Genomic DNA, 18,613 nt, shown 5'->3' with positions numbered 1-18,613 from the left:
GTGCGGCAACACCTGCCCAGCCCTCGCGTCCGTGAATCACTTCGTCATGATGACCCGGCGGTCCGACCTGCCGCGACCGAAATTTCCGCGACCCTGCACCGCCTCCCCCGTTTCCCGTGTCTTCGCTGGTCAGAGCGTGCGACAGACCGTGCCGGTCAGTGCGCGCCGAACAACTCGAGCAGTTCCCGCTTGCCGAACATCCGGGCCGTGTCGACGGCCGACGGGGTGCCGGCGGCGGGGTCGGCGCCGCCTTCCAGCAGAACCTCGATCACTTCCGTCTCGCCCTTGAAGACCGCCCCGGCGAGCGGGGTCTGGCCCCGGTCGTTGACCCGGTCGGCCTGGGCTCCCCGGGCGAGCAGCGCGCGCACCGCCTCCGCGTGCCCGTGATAGGCGGCGAGCATGACGAGCGAGTCGCCGCGGTCGTTGGTGAGGTCGGCCGGAACGCCCGCGTCGACGTACGCCACGAGCGCCTCGGTCTGCCCTCGCCGGGCCAGATCGAAGATCTTGGTCGCCAGCTCCACGACCTCGGGGTCGGGGGCTTCAGTCATCGCGCCTCTCCTCACAACCGTTCAGGTGAATCGTCAGGGTACTGGCTCGTACGGCCCGGGGCCGGACCCGCCGGGGTACGGATCACCGCGGACCCCGGTGCGGCGCGCGCCCGGCTCGTCCGGCGCACGGCGGCTCGGCCAGCTGGGGGAAATCGCGAGAATTTCACCCATTTGCACCTTTTATCGTATGGATACATGCTGTGATCCTGGAAGTACTCATGGTGACTGTCCCCACGAACCAGGAGACCCAAATGATCCTGTCCATCTCAGGCGTGTTCCTGCTCGGCGTCATCGTCTTCCTCTTCTTCCGCAAGGACGGACTCAAGGGCTCGCACGCCATGGTCTCGGTCCTGTTCGGCTTCTACCTGTCGAGCACGGCCATCGCCCCGAGCATCAAGGCCGGCGGCGAGAGTCTGGCGAGCCTGCTCGGCGGCATGAAGTTCTGACGCCGTCCCTCACGTCCGTACGCACCCACAGGAGACAGCAGTGGCCCGGCGCCCCCTCCCCCGCATCCTGAGCACAGGCAGCGCGCACCTCGCCCGGAGCCGGGAGCTGGCCCGGACGGCGGCCGACAGCGCCACCGACGTCCTCCATCCGCTGCTGACGATCATGCGCGGACTGCGCCGGCTGGCCTCGGCCGGGCGGCGCAAGTGGACCGGCACCCCCAAGGACAGACGCGGACCGCTGATGTTCCTGGTGGCGTCGGTGGTCCTGGTCGTGGCGCTCATGCCGTACGGCCCGCTGCTCGCCGCCGTCACCCTGATGGCGGCGGCGGCCTGGCACGGCCGCGACCGCGCCCCGGCGGCCCCGGAGGGACCCGACGAGCCGCAGACGCAACGGCTGCGGTCGCTCTACGAGGCCCTGGTCCCCTGCTTCTCGGTCGCCGAGGATCCCACGCCCCTGTACGCGCACGGCGGCGAGTGGGAACAGGCGTTCCCCGAGTACGAGTTCGACGCGTCGGGCCGGGTCTCGTACCTCGTGGTCCGGTATCCGGCCTACTTCCCTGACGGGGAGGCCGAGTCCCGCGCCCGGATCGAGCACCTGCTGCACGCCAAGTCGGGCCGCAGCCGCGAGTACCGCTTCGCCTGGGACGAGGAGGCGAACCAGCTCACGGTCAGCGCGCTGCCCCCGCTGCCCACCGGTGTCGCCGCCCAGCGCTTCGTGACGGCGCCCGGCGAGACGGTGCTCGGCTTCACCGATCCTTCCGAGGTCCAGCGCACCCTCCCCCTCGCCTACGGTGACGAACAGCGCGACATGCCGCCGGTCGTCTGGCGCACCGGCATCCGCTCCACCGAGCCGCATCTGCTGGCCATGGGCCAGCCGGGCAGCGGGACCTCCACCCTGCTGCGTTCCCTCGCACTGCAGGCGCTCCAGCACGGCGACATCCTGATCGTCGACGGCGGCGCCACCGGCGAGTACGCCTGCCTGACCGGCCGCGACGGCGTCCTGGCGGTCGAGTGCGCACTGCCCGGGGCCGTGGCCAGCCTGGAGTGGGCCGCCGCCGAGACCGAGCGCCGGCTGATCGAGGCCAACCGTGCCCGCCAGGCCGGCCATCCGCCGCCGGACGACACCAGGCGGCCGCTGTGGATCATCGTGGACCGCCCGAGCGCCTTCACCCATCTGGCCGCCGCGGACGGCCGCAAGGACCCGCAGGCGCTGCTGCAGGTCCCGCTCCGGCACGGACGCGCGGCGAACGTGACCGTGGTGGTGGCCGAGCAGTTCGACGGCGCGGACGCCCTGAGCGACGTGGTGTGCCGGCACACCCGCGCGCGCGTCGTGCTGGGCGCCGCCACGGCGGAGCAGCTGCGGACGCTCCTCGGCGCCCCGCCGCACACCACCCCGATCGCGCAGACCCCGCCGGGCCGCGGCTACGCCCGCCTCGGCACGGGCCCGGTCCACCGTCTCCAGGTACCGGCGACGCCGGACCCGTACGACGACGCGACGAGCGACGCGGACCGGCAGGCCGTACTGGCGCTGCTGCCGCCGCGCACGACGCCGGCCGACGGGGCTGCCGTGCCGTCGCTGGAGAAGAGGGAGAAGCCCGACAAGGGGAAGAACGGAGAGAAGGCGGAGGTGGCGCACAAGACGGCGCTGACGAAGAAGACGGAGAAGGCGGAGGCGGCGGAGGCGGCAGCCGAGGCGGAGCCGGTGCCCATGGACGCGGCACCGGTACCCGCGGAGGCCGGGGCGGCCGAGCGGTCGTAGCCGGGGAATCCGAACCGCAAGGCCGCTCGCCGGGGCCGACGTGACCCGCAGCCCGCGCGCCGCGCGGCCCCCGCGGCCCCAGGGTTCGTGCGCCGCGCGGCCCCCGCGGCCCCAGGGCCCGCCCGACCCCGTGACCCCGCTGCCGTCGCCGCTAAGCCACGAACGTGCGCGGCGCCTCCCCCGACCCCGACGCGCCCGTCTCCACCGCGCGCGCCGCCGCGGCCAGCCGCACCGCCGCCTCCTCGGCCACCGCGCCGCCCACCGTGAACGGCAGCCGCACATACCCCTCGAAGGCGCCGTCCACCCCGAACCGCGGCCCCGACGGCACCCGGACGCCGACCCGCTCCCCCATCTCCGCGAGCCGCGATCCCGACAGCCCCCCGGTCCGCACCCACAGTGTGAGCCCGCCCCGGGGCACCTCGAACTCCCAGTCCGGCAGTTCCCGCCGCACCGCGGCGACCAGGGCGTCCCGGTTGTCCCGGGCCTGGGTGCGCCGCACCTGCACGGCCTGCTCCCAGCCTCCGGTGCCGAACAGCCAGTTCACGGCCAGCTGCTCCAGCACCGGCGTGCCGAGATCGGCGTACGCCCGCGCGGCGACCAGGCTGCGGATCACGTCCGGCGCCGCCCGCACCCATCCGATGCGCATCCCCGCCCAGAAGGCCTTGCTGGCCGAGCCGACCGTGATCACCGTGGAGCCGGCCGGGTCGAAGGCGCACACCGGACGGGGCATCGAGACGTCCTCGTCCAGCCACAGTTCGCTCATCGTCTCGTCGGCGATGAGCACCGTCCCCGCCGACCGGGACGCCTCGACGAGCCGCCGCCGCTGGTCCTCGTCGGCGAGGGCGCCGGTGGGATTGTGGAAGTCGGCGACCACGTACGCGATCCGGGGCGCCGCGTCGCGCAGCACCTGCCGCCAGCGGTCCATGTCCCAGCCGGCCAGCCCCTCGGCCATCGCTACGGGGACGAGCCGCGCGCCCGCCTCCCGCATCAGCTGGAGGATGTTGGCGTACGACGGCGATTCGACGGCGATGCGCTCGCCGCGGCCCGCGAACAGGTGGCAGATCGCGTCCATCGCGCCCATGGCGCCCGTGGTCACCATGATCTGCTCGGGCATGGTGGGGATGCCGCGGGCGGTGTAGCGCTCGGCGATCATCGAGCGCAGCGCGGGCAGCCCGGCCGGATAGTCGCCGTGCGTGTGGGCGTACGGCGGCAGTTCCTCGAGGGCGCCCTGGACGGCGCGGGTCAGCCACGGTTCCGGGGCGGGGAGCGCGGCGCAGCCCAGGTCGATCATCGAGCCGAGGGCCTCGGGCGGCAGGGGTTCCAGACCGCGTGCCGGGAAGGGGTTGCCGGCGGGTACGGCCGTCCAGCTTCCGGCGCCGCGCCGGGACTCCAGGAACCCCTCGGTGCGCAGCGCCTCGTAGGCGGCCGCCACCGTCGTACGGCTCACCGACAGCGCCAGCGCCAGCTCGCGCTCGGCGGGCAGCCGGGCGGCCACCGGCACCCGCCCCTCCAGGACCAGCAGCCGGATGCCGTCGGCCAGCGCCCGGTAGGCGGGCGGGCGTCGCGAACCGGGGCCCGCCGGGCGTTCCTGCTGGGAGTTGAGCAGCCGGGCGAGCTGCGCCGCACCCATCGCCGAAGTCCACTGCGCCACAGAAATCAGTCCACCTTCCCCGAATTGGCCATGGATGGCGTTTCTCCCCGGGCCACAGGGTGTCATGCGTCAGGCCACTACCACCACGCGGGGGGCACCGTTGTCCGCAAGAAGCCGTCTCGGGCGGCGATTGATCCAGCTGTACTCCGGACTGGTCCTGTACGGGGCCAGCTCCGCGCTCCTCGTCGAGGCGGGGCTGGGGCTGGAGCCGTGGAACGTGCTGCACCAGGGTCTGGCCGAGCTCACCGGCCTGACGATCGGGGTCGTGTCGATCGTCGTCGGCGCCGCGGTACTGCTGCTGTGGATTCCGCTGCGCCAGCGCCCCGGCCTCGGCACGGTGTCCAACGTGTTCCTGGTCGGCATCGCGATGGACGGCACGCTCGCCCTGCTCCCGGACGCGCACTCCCTCGCCGTCCGCGTGCCCCTGCTGCTCGGCGGCGTCCTGCTCAACGGCGTGGCCACCGGCCTGTACATCGCCGCCCGCCTCGGCCCGGGTCCGCGCGACGGACTGATGACCGGGCTGCACCGGCGCACCGGACGCTCGATCCGGCTGATCCGCACGGCGCTCGAGGTGGCCGTCGTCGCGACCGGCTTCGCCCTCGGCGGCACGGTCGGCGTCGGCACCGTCCTGTACGCGGTGTCGATCGGCCCGCTCGCCCAGCTCTTCCTGCGGGTGTTCGACGTCCCGTCGGCATCCGGCGGCAGCACGGTCGTTGCCGAGGGGCAACCGCTGGGCGCGATACTGCGACCGTGACCACGCGGATACGCCACCCCTATCTCGACCACCCCGGCCCGATCGCCTTCGCCCACCGGGGCGGGGCGGCGGACGGGCTGGAGAACACCGTGCTCCAGTTCCGGCGCGCGGTGCGGACGGGCTACCGGTACATCGAGACCGACGTCCACGTCACGGCGGACGGCAGGCTGGTCGCCTTCCACGACGAGACGCTCGACCGGGTCACCGACGGCGCGGGGCGCATCGCCGACCTGCCCTGGCGGGAGGTGGCGGGCGCGCGCGTGGCGGGGGCCGAGCCGGTGCCGCTGTTCGAGGAACTCCTGGAGACCTTCCCCGAGGTGTGCTGGAACGTCGACCTCAAGGCGGAAGCCGCGCTGCGCCCCTTCCTCGGCCTCGTCGAGCGGATGGACGCCTGGGACCGGATCTGCGTCGGCTCGTTCTCCGAGGCGCGCGTCGTGCGGGCGCAGCGCCTCGCCGGGCCTCGCCTGGCGACGTCGTACGGGACGCGGGGCGTGCTCGGCCTGCGGCTGCGGTCCTGGGGAGTGCCGGCCGCGGTGCGCCGCTCCGCCGTCGCCGCGCAGGTGCCCGAGGCGCAGTCCGGCATCCAGGTCGTCGACCGCCGCTTCGTGCGCACCGCCCACGCGCGCGGGCTGCAGGTGCACGTGTGGACCGTCAACGAGCCCGAGCGCATGCACCGGCTGCTGGACCTGGGCGTGGATGGCATCATGACCGATCACATCGACACGTTGCGCAAGGTCATGGAGGAACGCGGCGTCTGGGTCTGAGCACCCGGAACGCCGTCCCGTGCCTGCGCACGGCACTCTCAGCGGGGAAGCGAGGGCACGGGTGACCATCGACACCGTGCGGGGGGAGCCCACCGACCGGCGGCGCGAGCAGCGCGGCTGGTACTTCTACGACTGGGCCTGCTCCGTCTATTCCACGAGCGTGCTCACGGTGTTCCTCGGGCCGTACCTGACGTCGGTCGCGGAGTCGGCGGCGGACGCGGACGGGTTCGTGCACCCGCTGGGGATACCGGTGCGCGCCGGGTCGTTCTTCGCGTACGCGGTGTCCCTGTCGGTGATCGTGGCGGTACTGGTGATGCCCGTGGTGGGCGCCGCGGCCGACCGCACCGGCCGGAAGAAGCCGCTGCTGGGCGCCGCCGCCTACGTGGGGGCCGCGGCGACGGCGGGCATGTTCTTCCTGGACGGCGACCGCTATCTGCTCGGCGGGCTGCTGCTGGTGGTCGCGAACGCGGCGCAGTCCGTGGCGATGATGCTGTACAACTCCTATCTGCCCCAGATCGCCCCGCCCGAGGAGCGCGACGCCGTGTCCTCCCGGGGCTGGGCCTTCGGGTACGCGGCGGGCTCGCTGGTGCTGGTCGCGAACCTCGTCCTCTACACCGCGCACGACACCTTCGGCCTGACGGAGTCCGCGGCCGTGCGGGTCTGCCTGGCCTCCGCGGGCCTGTGGTGGGGCGCGTTCACGCTCGTGCCCCTGCGGCGGCTGCGCGACCGCCGGTCCCGGCCGGAGGAGGCGACGGCCCCCGGCCTGCGGCAGCTCACGGCGACCGTGCGCGACATGCGCCGCCATCCGCTGACGCTGGCCTTCCTGCTGGCGTACCTCGTCTACAACGACGGCATCCAGACGGTGATCTCGCAAGCCTCGGTGTACGGATCCGAGGAACTGGGCCTCGGCCAGTCGACCCTCATCGGGGCCGTGCTCCTGGTGCAGGTGCTGGCGGTGGCGGGAGCGCTGGCGATGGGACGGCTGGCCCGGACCTACGGCGCCAAGCGCACGATCCTCGGATCGCTGGTGGCGTGGACGGTGACGCTGGGCGCCGGGTTCTTCCTGCCGGCCGGGGCGCCGTTGTGGTTCTTCGTCCTCGCCGCCGGGATCGGCCTGGTGCTGGGCGGCAGCCAGGCGCTGTCCCGGTCCCTGTTCTCGCACCTGGTCCCGCCGGGCAAGGAGGCCGAGTACTTCTCGGCGTACGAACTGAGCGACCGCGGCATGAGCTGGCTGGGTCCCCTGCTGTTCGGCATCACTTACCAGCTCACCGGGAGTTACCGGGACGCGATCCTGTCGCTGGTGGCGTTCTTCGTGATCGGGTTCACGCTGCTCGCACGGGTTCCGGTACGCCGGGCGATCAGCGACGCGGGCAATCCGGTTCCCGAGAGGATTTAGCACTCAGGGCGAAAGAGCGGTAGTGTACGCGTTTGGCCTGCCAGGCGTACCGTTACTGCGCGTCAAAGATGCCGAAGCACTGGGTCACATCTGCCATCAGATGTGACAAACCGGGCGCGGGTGGGTAGAACAAGGGCGGCTACGACGGCGACGCATGACCCGGAACGGGACTCGGAACGGGAATCTTTACCGCCGACCGGACGTTGACCGGATGACGACGACAGCGACACCTGTCCTGTGGGCGACAAGCCCGGGAGGCACGATTCATGAGTGAGCGAGCTCTTCGCGGCACGCGCCTCGTGGTGACCAGCTACGAGACGGACCGCGGCATCGACCTGGCCCCGCGCCAGGCCGTGGAGTACGCATGTGAGAAGGGGCACCGTTTCGAGATGCCCTTCTCGGTCGAGGCGGAGATCCCGCCGGAGTGGGAGTGCAAGGTCTGCGGGGCCCAGGCGCTCCTGGTCGACGGCGACGGCCCGGAAGAGAAGAAGGCCAAGCCTGCGCGTACGCATTGGGACATGCTGATGGAGCGGCGCACCCGCGAGGAACTCGAAGAGGTCCTCGAGGAGCGTCTGGCGGTACTGCGCTCCGGCGCGATGAACATCGCCGTTCATCCGCGGGACAGCCGCAAGTCGGCGTAGGACCCTCACGGTCTGGCGGACGACGACAGCACACGCACGCGACTGCGGGCGCTCACGTGGAGTTCCACGTGAGCGCCCGCAGTCGTCGTAGGTCCCTCGGTGGTCCCTCGGTCGTGGGTCCCTCGGTCGTGTGCTGCGCGACAGGCCGCTGGCGTGCCGCGTGACGGGCTCAGCGCGGCTCAGCGCGTCAACGGCGGCCGCGGGCCCGGCTGCGCGTCCCCCGGCTCGTCGTCCCGGATCACCTCGCCCTGCAGGACCTTGCCGTCGGGGCGGTGGATGCGGGCCTGCTGGAAGGCGTCGCCGAGGCTGCCCGGGGAGGCCGTGCGCAGCTTGCGCTCCAGGGTGCGTTCCGTGTAGCGGCCGAGGGCCTTCTGGACCGGCGGGACCAGCAGGACCAGGCCCACCGCGTCCGAGATCAGACCGGGGACCATCAGGAGCAGGCCGCCCAGCATCAGCAGGCCGTTGCCGCCGCCGCGCGAGGGGCTGCCGCCGCGTTGCAGCGCCTCGTTCAGGTTCTGGAAGGCGCGTCGGCCGGCCTTCTTGATCACCGCGGAGCCGAGCACGACGCCCGCGAGGAGCAGCAGGAACACCACGACCCCGCTGGACGCGTCGGCCACCACCGTCAGCAGCCAGATCTCCAGCACCAGCCAGGCCGCGATGCCCAGCGGCAGCCAGGTCCGCAGCCGGGAGCGCCGGGGCCGGGGCCGGGCGGGGTACGTGGGGGTCGGAGCGCCAGTCGTCATGCCTCCAGTGTGCCTGGGCCCGGCTCAGCACGGGATAAACCGCGGCCTCACGGGCCCTGGGGCGGTCCTAGGACTTCTTGTCGCGTCCCAGGACCTTGCCGACCCGTTCGGTCGCGCCCCATGCGGTGACCCGCCAGAGTGCCTCGACCAGGATGTCGCGGCTCATCTTGGAGTCGCCGAGCTCGCGCTCGACGAAGGTGATGGGGACCTCGACCACGTGGTAGCCGGCCTTGACCGCGCGGCGGGCGAGGTCGACCTGGAAGCAGTAGCCCTGGGAGGCGACCTCGTCGAGACCGAGGCCTTCCAGGGTCTCGCGGCGGAAGGCGCGGTAGCCGCCGGTGATGTCGCGCAGCGGCAGGTTGAGAGCGAGCCGCGAGTAGAGGCTGCCGCCGCGGGAGATGAACTCCCGGCTGCGCGGCCAGTTCACCACCCTCCCGCCGGGCACCCAGCGGGAGCCGAGGACGAGGTCGGCGGTCTTGAGCGCGGTCAGCAGGCGGGGCAGTTCCTCGGGCTGGTGGGAGCCGTCGGCGTCCATCTCCACCAGGACGCCGTACCCGTTCTCCAGGCCCCAGCGGAAGCCCGCCAGGTAGGCGGCGCCCAGCCCCTCCTTGCCCTTGCGGTGCAGCACCTGGACGTGGTCGTCCTCGACGGCCAGTTCGTCGGCGAGCTTGCCGGTGCCGTCGGGACTGTTGTCGTCGGCCACGAGGACGTGCGCCTCGGGGACGGCCTTGCGTACCCGGCCGACGATCGCCTTGATGTTCTCCGCCTCGTTGTAGGTCGGAATGATCACCAACGTCGTGCCGAGCGGGCCGAAGCGCCTCTCCTGGGCCCGTGCCGCGTGGGTCCCGTCGCCGTCGTTCACTGCTGCCCCTTCATCTCCGTACGCAGAGGTCCACCATAGTGGCCGCGGCCTGCGATGACGTGACAACAGGTTCGTACGGTGGTGTCGTTTCCGCAAAAGCGGGGTAAGAACGCGCCTCGGTGACCCGCACGCTGCGGAGTGGGGGCCCGGCGCCCTTCGGGCCGACCTGGGACCCGCCGGCTGCGGGTCGACCTGAAGCCGTTGTCTACTGAGCACCCGGGCCCCACCCGGGTCACACCTTCCCGACCGGCCGGAACCGTCCCTCGTCGCGGCGCGGGCACTGGGCCTGGCTGCCAGCGACGGTGCCCCGGTGCGGCACACCGTCCCTGACCCAGCGGCGCCGCGGCGACTGCGCGGACGTTCCCCGGTCGGGCGTCCGGTGGTGGACCCGGCCGAACCTACCGGCCCCCTGCCGTCGCCTGTCAACAGCCGTTCGACCTGCGGGTTCTCGGAGAAAGCCCTGGTCAGGGCGGAGGATGCGCAGGTCGTGCGACCGCGTGGCGGCGGCCTCCCGCGCCCGCACCGCGGCCGTAGATCACTCGCCCGGCCGTACGAACACCGTCCGCCCCGCGACCACGGTGCGCAGGCATACGGGGAGGTCCCGGCCGGGGGTCAGGTCGGGCAGGCCGGGGGTGCCGGAACGGGGGTCGGTGGACCAGCGGGCGACCCGGTCGTCGGGGGCCTGGACCACCAGTTCGCCGGTGCGCCACACGGCGTAGTCCGCGGGCGCGCCGGGCACCAGGACGCCCGCGTCGTCCCGTCCGACCGCCCGCCAGCCGCCCCGCGTGTGGGCGGTGAACGCCGCCCGCACGGAGACGCGGTGCTCGGGCGTGCGGTGGAAGGCGGCGGCGCGGACCGTGCCCCACGGGTCGAGGGGCGTGACCGGGCTGTCGGAGCCGAAGGCGAGCGGGACGCCGACGCGCAGCAGCGCCGCGAACGGGTTGAGGGCGCGCGCCCGCTCCGCCCCCAGACGCTGGGCGTACATGCCGTCGTCGCCGCCCCACAGCGCGTCGAAGGCGGGCTGCACGGAGGCGGTCAGGCCCAGTTCGGCGAAGGCCGCGACCGTCTCGGGGGTGAGCATCTCGGCGTGTTCGACGCGGTGGCGGGCGGCGCGGACGCGGGCGAGGCCGACCTTGTCGGCGGCGGCGCGCACCCCTTCGACGACCGTGGTCACGGCCGCGTCGCCGATGGCGTGGAAGCCCGCCTGGAGACCGGCCTCGGTGCAGGCGGTGACGTGGGCCGCCACGGCGGCCGCGTCCAGGTAGGCGGTGCCGGTGTGGTCGGCGTCGGCGTAGGGCCGGTGCAGGCAGGCGGTGTGCGAGCCGAGGGCTCCGTCGACGAAGAGGTCACCCGCGGCGCCGGCCGCGCCCAGTTCCCGGGCCCTGGCGACCCCCTCCTCGCCCTGCTGGGCCCAGTAGCCGACGACCCGCGGTGCGGGCTCCTCGGCGGCGAGCCGCAGCAGGCCGGTGAGGTCGTCCTCCGAGGAGATCTCGGGGCCGGCGCACTCGTGGACCGACCCGATGCCCAGGGAGGCGGCACGGGCGAGGGCGGCACGCTGGGCCTCGGTGCGCTGCCGCGGCGTGATCGCGGCGAGGGCGGCGGCGCGTACGGCGTGGTGGGCGTCGGCGGTGAGCGGGCCGTCCACCGGACCGAGGCCGCGGCCCACCAGGTCGAGCAGCGCCGTCGTGACGACGGCCGAGTGCACGTCGATGCGGGACAGGTACAGCGGGCGTCCGCCGGTGGCCTCGTCGAGTTCCGCGCGCGTCGGCGGGCGTCCCCCGGGCCAGCGGGCGGCGTCCCAGCCGTGGCCGAGCAGCACGCGGTCGTCCGGGCGGGCGGCGGCGAAGTCGCGCACGCGGGCGAGGGCCGCCTCGAGGGTCGGGGCGTCGGACAGGTCGAGGCCGGTGAGCGCGAGGCCGGTGGCGGTGGTGTGCACGTGGGCGTCGGTGAACGCGGGGGTGACCAGGGCGCCGTCCAGGTCGACGATCTCGTCCACGCCGTCCGCGAAGGCGTCGGCGGCGCCCTCGGAGCCGACCCAGGCGACCTGGCCGCGCTCGACGACCATCGCGGTGGCGAAGGGGTCGGCGGGGCTGTGGATCTCGCCGCGGCGGAGCAGGACGGTCTGGGGCTGGTCGGTGCGTTCACTCATGACCGACAGTTTCTCGCGCGGCGGCGCCCGGCCCGCACCTGGGGCGGGTCCGGAGGGCCAGACCTAGATGCGCGGCGGCCGGGCCTCGTACGGGGTGGACAGGACGACGGTGGTCCGGGTGGACACCCCGGCCAGGGAGCGCAGCCGGGCCAGCAGTTCCTCCAGCTCGTGCGGGGTGGCCACGCGGACCTTGAGGATGTAGTTCTCGTCGCCGGCCACGCTGTGGCACGCCTCGATCTCGGGAACGCCGGCCAGGCGGTCCGCGATGTCGTCGGGGGCGCTGGGGTCGAACGGTTTCACCGAGATGAAGGCGGTCAGGGGCAGCCCCACGGCCTCGGGGTCGACGACCGCGGCATAGCCGCGGATGACGCCACGCTGCTCCAGCCGGCGCACCCGCTGGTGCACGGCCGACGTGGACAGGCCCGTGGCCTTGCCCAGGTCTGTGTAGCTCATCCGCCCGTCCTTGACGAGCAGCTGCACGATCTGTCGGTCCAGCTCCTCCATGGCGCAAGAACCTACAGTGCGCTTGATCTCCTCCGATACCTGAGCAGCCCAGGTCATACCCGGTTCGTGATGTGGCCGGGAGGAGGATGTGAGCCGCCTGTGGGACAAGAAACGTCCGCCACGGGCACCCTCGGGTCGGCATGTGACGAACACCACATCCACCTGGCGCTCTCCGTGATGTTCTCGTGATTACCGCCGGTGGCGAGGGGGAAATGCTTGCTGTGGTCGAGGCCGCAGCGCCTTCACGGCCCAGCCCGAGGGGGAGAATCCCATGCAGAGTCTTAAGCGTCCTGGTCGTACCGCACCCAAGCGTCTTCAGGCGGTCGTCGAACCCGAGCCGGAGGGCGTCGAACCCGACGCCTACGACGACGAGTTCGACGCGTACGACACCTTCGAGATGTACCGGGTGATCTGCCCGGACTGCGCGCAGCCCATCGCCCTGCTGGCGGACGAGGAAGTCCTGCCCGAGCACGCGCTGTGCGCCTCGCCGTGGAACCCGTTCGGCCTCACGGTCTGCGCCGGCACGGGCCGCAACGCCGCCGACGCCCGCCCCGCGGACGAGTCGGTGAAGGCGCAGGAGCAGGAGACCGCCCTGCTGCTGACGCTCCCCCAGGGACTCGACTGGCGGATGCAGCCCTTCTCGCACGTCGGCGGCCCGGGCTCGCGCCCGATCCGGGTCCCCGTGATGCGGCGTCACGCCGCCTGAGCGTCCGCCCCCGACGGGCCGTCACGCTTTTCCCGGTCTTTCCGGCCGTCCCGGTCAGCGTCTTTCCGGCCGTCCCGGTCATCGTCCTGCACCATGGCCCGCAGAGCGCCGCGGTGCAGGTCCGACGTGCCCGGATCCGCCGGAGCGGCGGCCGTGACGTGGTTCGCCGGGCACTCGTGGACGAACGGCCGATTCCCCGACGGTGACCTCGACGCCGTCCGGCGCGTTGGTGTGGTATGACCGCCACCTACCGAGCGACCGGGCGTCTGCGCCGGGTGTTCGTGCCGCCGCCCGCGGGAACGGTTTCGCCTGTACCGTCGGCGCCCCATGACCCGCCCATCTACCGGGACCTGATGCGTACCTGGGCCGACCGCGGCCGCACTCTGCCGGGGCGCCACGACCCGGAGTGGGTCCGGCTCGCGGCGCCGCAGGTCAGACCGGGTCAGTTCAGCGCGTCTCCGGACCCGCGAGATGACGGGCGATGACCATCCGCTGGATCTGATTGGTGCCCTCGACGATCTGCAGGACCTTGGCCTCGCGCATGTACCGCTCCGCGGGGAAGTCGGCGGTGTAGCCGTACCCGCCGAGGATCTGCACGGCGTCGGTCGTCACCTTCATGGCGGTGTCGGTGCAGTGCAGTTTCGCCATGGCGGCCTGCTTGGCGAACGGCAGCCCCGCGTCGCGCAGCCGCGCAGCCGCCAGGTACAGCGCGCGGCCCGCCTCGATCTGGGTCGCCATGTCGGCGAGCATGAAGCGCAGCCCCTGGAAGTCGGCGATGGGCCGGCCGAACTGCCGCCGCCCGGCGGCGTAGGCGACCGCCTCGTCGAGCGCGGCCTGGGCGACGCCGATCGCGCAGGCCGCGATGCCGAGCCGGCCGGAGTCGAGGGAGGCCAGCGCGATGGCGAAGCCCTGGCCCTCCTCGCCGATGCGCCGGTCGTCGGAGACCCGCACGCCGTCGAAGTGGACCTGCGCGGTGGGCGAGCCCTTCAGGCCCATCTTCTTCTCGGGCGCGGCCCCGCTGAGGCCCTCGGCGTCGCCGGGGACCAGGAAGGCGGTGATCCCGCGCGGCCCCTCTTCACCGGTGCGTGCCATGACCGTGTAGAAGTCGGCGATGCCACCGTGCGTGATCCACGCCTTGGTGCCGGTGATCACCCACTCGTCGCCGTCGCGGACCGCCTTCGTGCGCAGGGACGCCGCGTCCGAGCCGGACGCGGGTTCGGACAGGCAGTAGGCGCCGAGCAGCCCGCCGCCGAGCATCGCGGGCAGGTGCTCGACCTGCTGCTGCTTGGTGCCGTAGGCGGCGAGGGCGTAGGAGGCGAGGGTGTGCACGCTGACCCCGAGACCGACGGTGAGACGGGCCGCGGCGAGTTCCTCGAGGACCTGTAGGTAGACCTCGTACGGCTGGTCGCCGCCTCCGTACTCGGAGTCGTAGGGCAGGCCGAGCAGGCCCGCCTCGGACAGCAGGGAGAAGACCTCGCGCGGGAAGCGCCCGGCGTCCTCCTCCGCGGCCGCCTCGGGGGCGATCTCACGCTGCGCGATGTCGCGGACGAGCGAGACCAGGTCCCGGGCCTCGTCCGTGGGCAGTTGCCGGTCCACCGGCTGCGGGGCGCGGTCGGGCATGGCGACGCTCTCCTCCCTGTCGGGCGCATGGGCGGACGTGCACCTTGGGTGGGGGCGGCGCCGCCGGCTCGTACTTCGGGCGCGGCCGGTGCCCGCGCTTCCGGGTCACGGAAGCTGCTGACCAGCGGCTGCGCGCTGTGAGTATGCCCGATCGGCGACACCGCGTCACCAGTTAACGACCGCTTACTTCAAGAAAATCGTACCGCCGGGGGCCGGGCGGCACCATCGCTCGCAAATGGCCTGCGCCTCTCGCGGGCCGGACGTTCACGCCGATTGTTGTATACATGACAACATCTGATCCGCCCACGGCCGTCGCGGAGCCGGTCCATGGCCGGTTTTCGTCATCCGTCGCGGCGGGCGGGCCGCGGGGCCGGGTAGGCGGGGTCGAGTTCCGCGATGGCGCGCATCGCACCGCCCAGCGTCTTGACGAGCAGTTCGCACATCACCTCACGGCTCAGCTCGGGGCGGGCGATCCAGTCGAGGGTGGCTCCCTCCACACTGCACACCCAGGCGAGCAGGCCCATGCGCGCCAGCGGGGCGATGTCACCGCGGCCGTACGCCCCTTCGGCCACGGTCGCCACGATCGTCTCGCGCACGCCGTCCCGGATGGCGTGCACCTCGGTGTCGAAGCCGACGCCGCCGCCGACGATCGTGCGGTAGGCGGCGTGGTTGTGCTCGGCGTAGCGGAGGTAGCCGTCGATGGTGCGGTGCACACGGTCCACGGGCGGCAGTTCGCGGCCGCTCGCCGCGAAGGCGACCAGGTCGGCCACGGAGTCCCGGACGATCGCCAGGTAGTAACCGCGCTTGGACCGGAAGTAGTAGTAGATCAGCCCCTTGGCGACCCGCGCCTGCCGGGCGATGTCGTCCATGGAGAGCGCGTCGTACGGTGCGTCCGCGAACAGCTTCCGCCCGATGGAGATGAGTTCGGCCCGGCGCGCGACCGACCGCTCGGTGCCGCGGGCCGGTGGGCGTACGGTGTCGCTCTGCTGGCTGATATTCAATTTCGACCCTGATGTCCGAGGGGCGGCGGGACATCCGCAGTATGGCAGGTCGGGGTACGGATCAGCTCACAGCAGACCGAGTCGGGCCACGAGGATCGCGATCACCACGGCGAGGGTCCAGCCCATGACGTGTTCCAGGATCTTCGGCCCGTCGCCCCCGGGGCCGCCGGTGCGGGCGCGGACGCGGGCTGCGGTGGCTGAGTGTGCGGTCATGACCTCTCACCGATCTCGGGCGTTCGAACGTACCGGTCGGACCCGCCGATCCGGCACGCCGATGGGGTGCACCGGACGGTTCCCCACCGTTTCGTCCACCTTGCCACCGCTCGCCGCCTTCGGCGGCCGAGAGCTTGGTCACACGCCCTCGGCCGCGCAGCCGGACCGCCTCCCGACGGCGTCACCCGTCGCGTCACCCCTTCCGGGCGTGACGGGCCGTCAGGCGACCCCGACGGCCGCGAGGGCACGGCGCTGTCGTGGGGTCGGCCTGACCGGGAAGTAGAGGTAGCAGACGCCGCCGGTGCCGCTTCTGACCCGGCCGTTCGCGTCGTACCTCTTGGTGCGCAGCCAGATGTTCTCGAACTCCCTGCGCCGGTACACCCGGCGCACCGCCTCGTCGCTCGGCGAGGCCGGGTCGTTGGCGATCACGTCGCCGTCGGCGGTGAAGCCGATCACCGTCATCAGGTGCCCGGAGGTGCCGTAGCCCGCGCCCGTGAGCTCCGTCGCGAGGAAGGACTGGGAGGTGATGGCCGGGACGCCGGCCGCGATCAGCGTCTCCAGGTCGGTGAGCGAGCCGAGCCGCGTGACCACGCCCTGGATGCCGTGGAAGGTGCCCGCGTAGGCCGCGTTGAACGGCCAGTTGCCGCAGCCCTGGTACTGGTGGTCGTACGTGAACCGGGCCGCGTGGCAGATCTGCGGATCGGCGTACGACGGGTCAACCCAGGCCAGTTGCTCCGGGGTGAGCCGCCCGCCCCAGTACTCGATGATCATCTGCGAGGAGGTGGGGCTGCACCAGGCCTCGCCGCCGTTGTCGTACTCGGGGTACTGCCCCTTGTGGATCTCCTGCGAGTAGCGCGGGACGTCCAGTTCCCGGGCGAGGCCGGGAGCGGAGGCCGGGACGGTGAAGCGGTCGGGGATGTCGGAGCCCATCGCGCCGAGCCGCCAGACGGTCGGGGTGAGCCGGGTGCCGGGCTTGCGGTAGAGGGTGAGCCGCAGCCGGTACGACGTCAGGCGCAGACCGGTGGCGGCGTCGTCGATGGCGAAGGTGTCGGTCCAGATGCTGCTCTTGCCGTCCGTCTGGTCGTCCACCGAGGTCCGCCGGATGTCCTGGTCGCCGGCCGCCCAGCGGCCCATCACGTACCAGGGGGTGTCGGTGCCGTCGGAGTACGTCCCCTTCAGTTCGACCTGGAGCCAGGTGCCGGCCGGGGTGTGCGCGTTCCAGGAGGCGATCGCCTCCGTGGACGGGACGCGGAGCCTGTGGACCGGGGAGGTCCAGGTCGCGTACTCCCACGCGGCGGTCGTCCCGGTGTGCGGGTCCGTGTAGTCGGCCGTGCCGACGGGTGCGGCGATGGCCACGCCGGGACGGGGGCCGGCGACGGGGCGGACGCCCTGCGCGGTGCCGCCGCGCCAGTCGGCGTGCGTGGTCCAGGCCCGGTTGTCGACCGCGCGGTCCGGGGTGGTGTCCGCGGCCACGGCCGCCGCGGGGCCGGCGACGGCCATGGGTGCGGTCACCGCCGCCGCCATCGCGGCTGCCAGGACTGTTCTGCGGGACGGCTGTTCGGCTCTGCTCATGGGCGGAATGACCCCCAGGTGATCGAGTCGGTGCGGGCCCCATGCACGGTGGCGCTGCGCGGTTGCGCTGCACGGTGGCGCTGCACGGTTGTGCGCCAACTATGGCCGGAGGCGGCACGTCGTGCCAGCGCTTCCGGTCATGCCGCGCCCACCAATATTGGTGTGGACCACTGGCGTGACCTGCGCCCGCCCGGTCGACACGGTCCGGTCCGGGGTGGCCGGCCGGGCCGTGCCTTTCCGGCGGGTTCTCGAGAGAATGTGCCGAGCCCGTGTCCCGTCTCCCCCAAGGAAGCGTCATCCGCCCTCTCGCCTCCCGGCTCCGCCGTCTCCCCCCGTCCTGCGGACCGGTCCGTCTGGTCGGCGTCGACGGGCACGCCGGATCCGGAAAGTCCACCTTCGCCGGGCGGTTGGCCCGGGAACTGGGCGGCGCGCCGGTGCTGCACCTGGACGACCTCGCCACGCACGACGAGTTGTTCGAGTGGACCGGGCGGCTGCTGACCCAGGTGGTCGCACCGCTCCGCCGCGGCGAGACCGCGCACTACGCCCCCTACGACTGGCGTGCCCGCGGCTTCGCACCGCCCCGCGCGCTGCCTCCCGCCCCGGTCGTCCTCGTCGAGGGCGTCGGCGCCGGCCGCCGCGCGCTGCGGCCGCAGCTGGCGCACCTGCTGTGGATGGATCTGCCGGCGGAGGAGTCGTGGGCGCGCGGCAGGACGCGGGACGGGGAGGAGCAGCGGGAGTTCTGGGACGGGTGGGTCCGGGCGGAACGCCGGCACTTCGCCGAGGATCCCTCCAGACCCTTCGCCGACCTCCTGGTACGGCAGTCGACCGACGGATATGAGGTGCTTCCAGGGCCGGTCACCACCGTCGGGCCGGACCGGCAGGTCACGCAGGGTGACGGACCATCCGCAGTGTGGTGAACGTGTGAAAGGGCTTGCGGGCGAACTTCCCGGAGTGCTTCAACTCGGCTTGACCGGCGGGCCATACAGGTCTTACGTTCTCAATGAGCGGCCGTCCGAGGCCGCCCGCAGACACGAAGCCCCCGGTTGTTCCCCCGTGACCGGGGGCTTCGTTCTGCCTCCGGCCCCGCTCCGGACGCTGTGCGACGCGATATGCTCACCCTCCGTCACCGTCCGAGATGTGCCCCAAGTGCTCCCACCTCGCCGAACGGCCTGTGCGGCACCCTACGGCGGGCGACACCACCGCAGGTACGATGCCCTCGGTGCGACCGGCGGACGCTGCTCTGCGCACCGTTGCAACTCCGGTCCGCGGCACCGCCGTTGGACC

At 72.8% G+C, this 18,613-nt stretch carries 18 protein-coding genes; 8 read left to right on the top strand and 10 right to left on the bottom strand.

From position 1 onward, the window contains the following. Positions 1-155: 155 nt before the first annotated feature. On the bottom strand, positions 156-548 hold the full coding sequence (locus AB0G63_RS18160) for an ankyrin repeat domain-containing protein (protein ID WP_324788562.1): 393 nt from the start codon (positions 546-548) through the stop codon (positions 156-158). 251 nt (positions 549-799) lie between these two features. Between AB0G63_RS18160 and AB0G63_RS18155 the strand changes: the two genes are divergently transcribed. Both AB0G63_RS18155 and AB0G63_RS18150 read left to right on the top strand, forming a co-directional pair. Next, entirely contained in the window at positions 800-994 is a 195-nt protein-coding gene (locus tag AB0G63_RS18155) for a hypothetical protein (protein WP_360750990.1), read from the top strand. A gap of 40 nt (positions 995-1,034) precedes the next feature. Continuing rightward, positions 1,035-2,753, top strand: coding sequence for a hypothetical protein (locus AB0G63_RS18150; RefSeq protein WP_360750988.1), 1,719 nt, complete (start codon positions 1,035-1,037; stop codon positions 2,751-2,753). 151 nt (positions 2,754-2,904) lie between these two features. On the opposite strand, the gene AB0G63_RS18145 is transcribed toward AB0G63_RS18150, so the two are convergent. Continuing rightward, positions 2,905-4,404: a PLP-dependent aminotransferase family protein gene (locus AB0G63_RS18145; protein WP_360750986.1), complete on the bottom strand. Its 1,500-nt coding sequence runs from the start codon at positions 4,402-4,404 to the stop codon at positions 2,905-2,907. 64 nt (positions 4,405-4,468) lie between these two features. Between AB0G63_RS18145 and AB0G63_RS18140 the strand changes: the two genes are divergently transcribed. The 4 genes from AB0G63_RS18140 (at position 4,469) to AB0G63_RS18125 (ending at position 7,959) form a co-directional block, all read left to right on the top strand. Then, on the top strand, positions 4,469-5,158 hold the full coding sequence (locus AB0G63_RS18140; protein ID WP_360750984.1) for a hypothetical protein: 690 nt from the start codon (positions 4,469-4,471) through the stop codon (positions 5,156-5,158). Then, positions 5,155-5,922, top strand: a complete 768-nt coding sequence (locus tag AB0G63_RS18135) for a glycerophosphodiester phosphodiesterase (protein WP_360750982.1) — start codon at positions 5,155-5,157, stop codon at positions 5,920-5,922. The genes AB0G63_RS18140 and AB0G63_RS18135 overlap by 4 nt, the downstream gene beginning before the upstream one ends. Positions 5,923-5,983: 61 nt before the next feature. After that, positions 5,984-7,318: an MFS transporter gene (locus AB0G63_RS18130; RefSeq protein WP_360750980.1), complete on the top strand. Its 1,335-nt coding sequence runs from the start codon at positions 5,984-5,986 to the stop codon at positions 7,316-7,318. A 266-nt stretch (positions 7,319-7,584) separates the two neighbouring features. Then, positions 7,585-7,959, top strand: a complete 375-nt coding sequence (locus tag AB0G63_RS18125) for an RNA polymerase-binding protein RbpA (RefSeq protein WP_003977404.1) — start codon at positions 7,585-7,587, stop codon at positions 7,957-7,959. Positions 7,960-8,138: 179 nt separating this feature from the next. On the opposite strand, the gene fxsA is transcribed toward AB0G63_RS18125, so the two are convergent. The 4 genes from fxsA to AB0G63_RS18105 all read right to left on the bottom strand — a co-directional run bounded on the left by fxsA (position 8,139) and on the right by AB0G63_RS18105 (position 12,217). Continuing rightward, positions 8,139-8,702, bottom strand: coding sequence for an FxsA family membrane protein (gene fxsA / locus AB0G63_RS18120; protein ID WP_360750978.1), 564 nt, complete (start codon positions 8,700-8,702; stop codon positions 8,139-8,141). A 67-nt stretch (positions 8,703-8,769) separates the two neighbouring features. Continuing rightward, a complete protein-coding gene (locus AB0G63_RS18115; protein ID WP_360750976.1) occupies positions 8,770-9,564 on the bottom strand; it encodes a polyprenol monophosphomannose synthase in 795 nt (264 codons plus the stop codon). A gap of 535 nt (positions 9,565-10,099) precedes the next feature. After that, a complete protein-coding gene (locus AB0G63_RS18110) occupies positions 10,100-11,713 on the bottom strand; it encodes an amidohydrolase (RefSeq protein ID WP_360750974.1) in 1,614 nt (537 codons plus the stop codon). 63 nt (positions 11,714-11,776) lie between these two features. Then, complete coding sequence (locus AB0G63_RS18105; RefSeq protein ID WP_018548954.1) at positions 11,777-12,217, bottom strand: Lrp/AsnC family transcriptional regulator; 441 nt, start codon at positions 12,215-12,217, stop codon at positions 11,777-11,779. Positions 12,218-12,488: 271 nt separating this feature from the next. Here AB0G63_RS18105 and AB0G63_RS18100 point away from each other — a divergent pair, with 271 nt between their 5' ends. Beyond that, positions 12,489-12,923: a hypothetical protein gene (locus AB0G63_RS18100; protein ID WP_360750972.1), complete on the top strand. Its 435-nt coding sequence runs from the start codon at positions 12,489-12,491 to the stop codon at positions 12,921-12,923. Between the two features lie 447 nt (positions 12,924-13,370). On the opposite strand, the gene AB0G63_RS18095 is transcribed toward AB0G63_RS18100, so the two are convergent. From AB0G63_RS18095 to AB0G63_RS18080, 4 genes are all read right to left on the bottom strand, one after another. Beyond that, positions 13,371-14,543: an acyl-CoA dehydrogenase family protein gene (locus AB0G63_RS18095; protein WP_360750970.1), complete on the bottom strand. Its 1,173-nt coding sequence runs from the start codon at positions 14,541-14,543 to the stop codon at positions 13,371-13,373. A 341-nt stretch (positions 14,544-14,884) separates the two neighbouring features. After that, complete coding sequence (locus AB0G63_RS18090; protein WP_360750968.1) at positions 14,885-15,544, bottom strand: TetR/AcrR family transcriptional regulator; 660 nt, start codon at positions 15,542-15,544, stop codon at positions 14,885-14,887. 66 nt (positions 15,545-15,610) lie between these two features. Then, entirely contained in the window at positions 15,611-15,757 is a 147-nt protein-coding gene (locus tag AB0G63_RS18085; RefSeq protein WP_360750966.1) for an SCO1431 family membrane protein, read from the bottom strand. A 219-nt stretch (positions 15,758-15,976) separates the two neighbouring features. Beyond that, the gene (locus AB0G63_RS18080) at positions 15,977-17,329 is read right to left on the bottom strand and encodes a peptidase C39 family protein (protein ID WP_360750964.1); all 1,353 of its coding nucleotides are present in this window, start codon (positions 17,327-17,329) and stop codon (positions 15,977-15,979) included. Between the two features lie 269 nt (positions 17,330-17,598). On the opposite strand from AB0G63_RS18080, the gene AB0G63_RS18075 reads away from it, so the two are divergent. Further along, positions 17,599-18,246 (top strand): hypothetical protein, encoded by a 648-nt coding sequence (locus tag AB0G63_RS18075; protein WP_360750962.1) that lies wholly within the window; start codon positions 17,599-17,601, stop codon positions 18,244-18,246. Positions 18,247-18,613: the final 367 nt, after the last annotated feature.

Source organism: Streptomyces sp. NPDC020996, assembly GCF_040641355.1.
Taxonomy (GTDB): domain Bacteria; phylum Actinomycetota; class Actinomycetes; order Streptomycetales; family Streptomycetaceae; genus Streptomyces.
This window is presented reverse-complemented; position numbering and strand designations above follow the sequence as displayed.

Coding starts and splice junctions, on each gene's coding strand:
- AB0G63_RS18140 (WP_360750984.1), top strand. CDS start 4,469: ATGCGTCAGGCCACTACCACCACGCGGGGGGCACCGTTGTCCGCAAGA.
- AB0G63_RS18080 (WP_360750964.1), bottom strand. CDS start 17,329: ATGAGCAGAGCCGAACAGCCGTCCCGCAGAACAGTCCTGGCAGCCGCG.
- fxsA (WP_360750978.1), bottom strand. CDS start 8,702: ATGACGACTGGCGCTCCGACCCCCACGTACCCCGCCCGGCCCCGGCCC.
- AB0G63_RS18160 (WP_324788562.1), bottom strand. CDS start 548: ATGACTGAAGCCCCCGACCCCGAGGTCGTGGAGCTGGCGACCAAGATC.
- AB0G63_RS18125 (WP_003977404.1), top strand. CDS start 7,585: ATGAGTGAGCGAGCTCTTCGCGGCACGCGCCTCGTGGTGACCAGCTAC.
- AB0G63_RS18085 (WP_360750966.1), bottom strand. CDS start 15,757: ATGACCGCACACTCAGCCACCGCAGCCCGCGTCCGCGCCCGCACCGGC.
- AB0G63_RS18110 (WP_360750974.1), bottom strand. CDS start 11,713: ATGAGTGAACGCACCGACCAGCCCCAGACCGTCCTGCTCCGCCGCGGC.
- AB0G63_RS18105 (WP_018548954.1), bottom strand. CDS start 12,217: ATGGAGGAGCTGGACCGACAGATCGTGCAGCTGCTCGTCAAGGACGGG.
- AB0G63_RS18100 (WP_360750972.1), top strand. CDS start 12,489: ATGCAGAGTCTTAAGCGTCCTGGTCGTACCGCACCCAAGCGTCTTCAG.
- AB0G63_RS18095 (WP_360750970.1), bottom strand. CDS start 14,543: ATGCCCGACCGCGCCCCGCAGCCGGTGGACCGGCAACTGCCCACGGAC.
- AB0G63_RS18155 (WP_360750990.1), top strand. CDS start 800: ATGATCCTGTCCATCTCAGGCGTGTTCCTGCTCGGCGTCATCGTCTTC.